Origin of the sequence: Pseudomonas sp. R62, from assembly GCF_000257605.1 — a bacterium.
Classification (GTDB): Bacteria; Pseudomonadota; Gammaproteobacteria; order Pseudomonadales; family Pseudomonadaceae; genus Aquipseudomonas; species Aquipseudomonas atacamensis.
This window is the reverse complement of the sequence record NZ_JH635999.1, coordinates 1,292,662-1,296,473: the sequence shown is the minus strand read 5'-3', so window position 1 is coordinate 1,296,473 and position 3,812 is coordinate 1,292,662. Positions and strand designations below refer to the sequence as shown.

Here is a 3,812-nt window from a genome sequence, read left to right as displayed (position 1 = left end):
GTGGCGAAGCGGCCCTGCAAGCGATTCGGCAACAGTTGGTGCCGGGGTGTCGCTGGATCGATTGGGGGCACCGCATCAGCTTCGTCTATCTCACCCCGGAATCGTCTACGCCGGAGGCGCTTGATGCCGTCGCCGACGAAGTCTGCCGACTGAATCAGCAGGCCTGCTCCAGCCCGCAATGGCTGCTGGTGGACAGCGACGATCCGCAGGTTTTGCGCGATATCGGTGAACGCCTGGCGCAGGCCCTGCAACGACGCGCCACGCAATGGCCGGTCCTGGTACCGACAATCCAGGAAGCCTCGCAAATTACCACGCACACGCAGATGGCCCGCCTCGGCCAGAGTTTCGCCGGACACACCGGGCAAGTGTGGAGCGGCCCGGGCTGGCGGGTGATCTGGAGCCATGATCGGCAACTCGCGCCTTCACCGCTGTTTCGCAGCGTACTGCTGCACCCGCTGCCGCAAGCGCTGCTGACCGCCACCCTGCTGCCGTGGCGCAACGTCCTGCAAAGCTGCGCGCTGATGTGTGCGCAACCGCGCATTGCCGAGCTTACCCATGCGTTGATCGCCGCCGGGGTCACGCGTATCGCACCGATCGGCAGCATTCACGACGGTTACGCAGGCGAACCCCATGACGGCGTCTATGCGCTGCAACGCTTGAGTCTGCGGGTATCGGTGAGTCTGGCGGCCACGCAACTGCCGAATCAGGCCAGTCTCGATTTACCGCTACTCGCGGCGAAGTCGTGCGCTGCGATCATGAACAAAGAGGCCTTCGTCGCCCAGCCCATCAACGATCAGGCGCAGTTGTATTTCCGCTCCGGAGGCAGCAGCGGCACCCCTGCTCTGGCCGGCTACAGCTATCGCGATTTCGATCGACAGATGCGCGCAACCGCTGACGGTCTGTTCGCCGCTGGTCTTGATCCGGCGCGGGATCGGGTCATGAACCTGTTCTTCTGTGGCGGGCTGTACGGCGGTTTTCTAAGTTTCAGCAAAGCGCTGGAATTGCTCGAGGTGACGCACCTGCCCATGGCCGCCCCTGCTGATGACGATTATCGGGAGATTGCCCAACTGATCATCGACCAACGGGTCAACGTGCTGGTCGGTATGCCCGCCACCCTGCATCGTCTGTTTCTCAATGAACAGGAGCGTCTGCGTGCTTATGGCGGGGTCGAAAAAGTCTTTCTGGGTGGCGAGCACCTGAGCGAGCAGAACCGTGCATTGCTGCGCAGTTGTGGCGTGTCGAGCATTCGCTCGGCGATTTACGGCAGCGTCGATGCCGGCCCGCTAGGCCATGCCTGCAAGGCTTCGGCGGATGGGGTTTTCCATCTGATGAACGCGATCCAGCACCTGGAAGTCGTCGCGTTCGATGAGGATGTGCCGGTGATCGGCGATCAGGTGGGTCGGCTGCTGGTGACCTCGCTCGCCCGTGAAGGTGGCCAGCGCGTGCAGCGTTATGAGATTGGCGACACCGGGCGCTGGCTGCCGGGCGTCTGCGCCTGCGGACTGACGTCGCCACGCTTCGAGCTGTTGCAGCGCCACGGCAAGCTGTTGCGCATCGGCACTGACTTCATCTCCCTGAGCGAATTGGCGTCGCGGCTGCAAGTGCCGTTTCAGTTGCAGCTGGACCACAGCGCTGACGGCGTCGAGCGCATGCAACTGCACTGTGAACTTGCGGCCGACATCGCTAAACACCGTCTCGCCGATTACCTGACCCTGATGACCGTGGTCGACAGCGGATTGCTGGTGCTGCAGATCGAACAATGCCCGCCCGAGCACTTCGTTCAAAACAAACACAGCGGCAAGACGCCGCTGGTCATTGACTCCCGCCGCTGACGCTTGCCGTGAGCTGGCCCATTCGAATCAAGAAGAACACACCGTGAAAACAACCGACCCGATTAGCGAATTGACGGGTTTTGCCCGCAAGCATTCGCCCTACTACAGGAACAGCCTCGCCGATATTCCCGAGGCAATAAGCTCGCTGCGCGAACTGCCACTACTTGATCCGGCAGACTTCTGGAAAGACAGCGCGGATCTGGCGCAATGGCCGGTTCTGACTGCCCCGATTGCCCACGCCTTGGTCTTCAAGACTGGTGGCTCAACCGGCGGCGGCAGGCTCTCCGTATATGCCCGCACGGAATGGCAACGCACAGTGGAAGCTTTCGGTCGCAGTCTGAGCGAGCAATTCAGCTCCGGCGACCGTGTCGCCAATCTGTTCTTCGCTGGCGACCTCTATGCCAGTTTCCTGTTTATCCACGATTCACTGGCCCATGTGGAAACGGCTATTACCGAGTTTCCGTTTACCGGCGAAATCGACCCGCCAATGCTGGCCGATGCCATCGTGCAACACCGGATCAACGTGTTGGCTGGCTTGCCTGCGCAACTTTTGACCTTCGCCAGTTGGCTCCAACACCGCGGCCTTGCGCTGCCCTTGGTTGATACCGTGCTTTATGGCGGGGAGAGTCTGTTTGCCTCACAACGCCAGCTTCTTGAGCAAGTGCTGCCCAACGCGCGCATTGCCTCGATCGGCTACGCCAGTGTCGATGGCGGATTTATCGGTGCCAGTCATCGTGACTGCATCGAAGGAGAACATCGCACACCTGACGGCCACGTACTGCTGGAGATTGTCGATCAGCACAGCGGCGCAACGATCGAGGCCTGCGATCAAACCGGTCTGCTTGTATTGACCAATCTGCATCGCCGCTTGATGCCGCTGATCCGCTATCCCGTCGGAGATCTCGCGTGCTGGCGCGAACCGTCGGGCACTGCGCAACGCAAATTCGCCCTGCGCGGGCGCAGCGGCAGCAGCCAGCGTGTGCGGGTCGGCATTCTGTCGCTGATGACCGATGAAATCAGCGAAAGCGTACGGAGCATCACTGGCAGCAACGATTGGCAGTTATTGATCGAACACGACGACGGCGGGGATCTATTGACAGTGAAATACGTAGTCAACGAAGGATCGACCCGCATCGAGGACAGACTCGAGGCCCGCTTGATCGAACTGTATCCGCAGATACCACAACTGCGAGGCGCCGGGTTATTGCAGCTGCGTATACAGAGCTGCCGCTTCGAGGACCTTGCGCGCCATCCTCGCGCAGGGAAAAGCCTGCGGATCGTCGATTTACGCTGCTACGACCGACATGACAGGGAGGTGCGTGATGGAAGCGTTGATCCTGCGCAATTACCGTGACACCGACGCCACGGCAGTCAGCCAGCTGTTTCGCGAGGTCTATGGCGATCATTACGTGCAAAGCGACGTCTACCTGCCCTGCCTGATCAATCAGAACCACGCAGCCAAGCGCTGGCACTCACTGGTTGCGGTCGAGGGTGAACGGATTCTTGGCCATGCCACTTTGTATCGGCAGAGCGAAAGCTCGCACGATGCCGAACTGGCCTTGAGCGTCGTACATCCCGATACCCGCGGAAAGAACATTGCCACGCGCCTGGGCGCGCAACTGCTGACTCATGCACAGGCGTTGGGTTGTCGCAGCGTTTCGATCAAACAGGTCACCCACCACCCCTATACCCAACGCATGGCTATCAGTCTCGGTTTTCATAACACCGGGCTGTTGCCGGACTATGTCCGCTCACCCTTTGGCGGCAAAACACCGGAGTCGATCGTCTTGGGTGTCCGCGCCATAGACGGCTATCAGCGTCCGCTGCCGGAGCAGCCGTGGCCAACCCGCTACCGTGCGTTCATGGAGCGTATGACGGCGGCGTTTGGCTGTTCTCCCAGTGCAGCATGCTGGCGCGGGCCCTCGGTTCAGGTTCAACAACACGGCAATCGCCATGAAATGCTCGTGGAAAAACTCGAAC

At 60.7% G+C, this 3,812-nt stretch carries 3 protein-coding genes; all 3 read left to right on the top strand.

The window, feature by feature from the left end:
- Nucleotides 1-1,832, top strand: a 1,832-nt coding sequence (locus OQK_RS24010) for an acyl-CoA reductase (RefSeq protein WP_016774655.1), incomplete at its 5' end; no start/stop codon positions are given.
- Between the two features lie 43 nt (nt 1,833-1,875).
- Entirely contained in the window at nt 1,876-3,186 is a 1,311-nt protein-coding gene (locus OQK_RS24005; RefSeq protein ID WP_016774654.1) for a phenylacetate--CoA ligase family protein, read from the top strand.
- On the top strand, nt 3,155-3,812 hold a 658-nt coding region (locus OQK_RS24000), incomplete at its 3' end, for a GNAT family N-acetyltransferase (protein WP_016774653.1). The genes OQK_RS24005 and OQK_RS24000, both read left to right, overlap by 32 nt.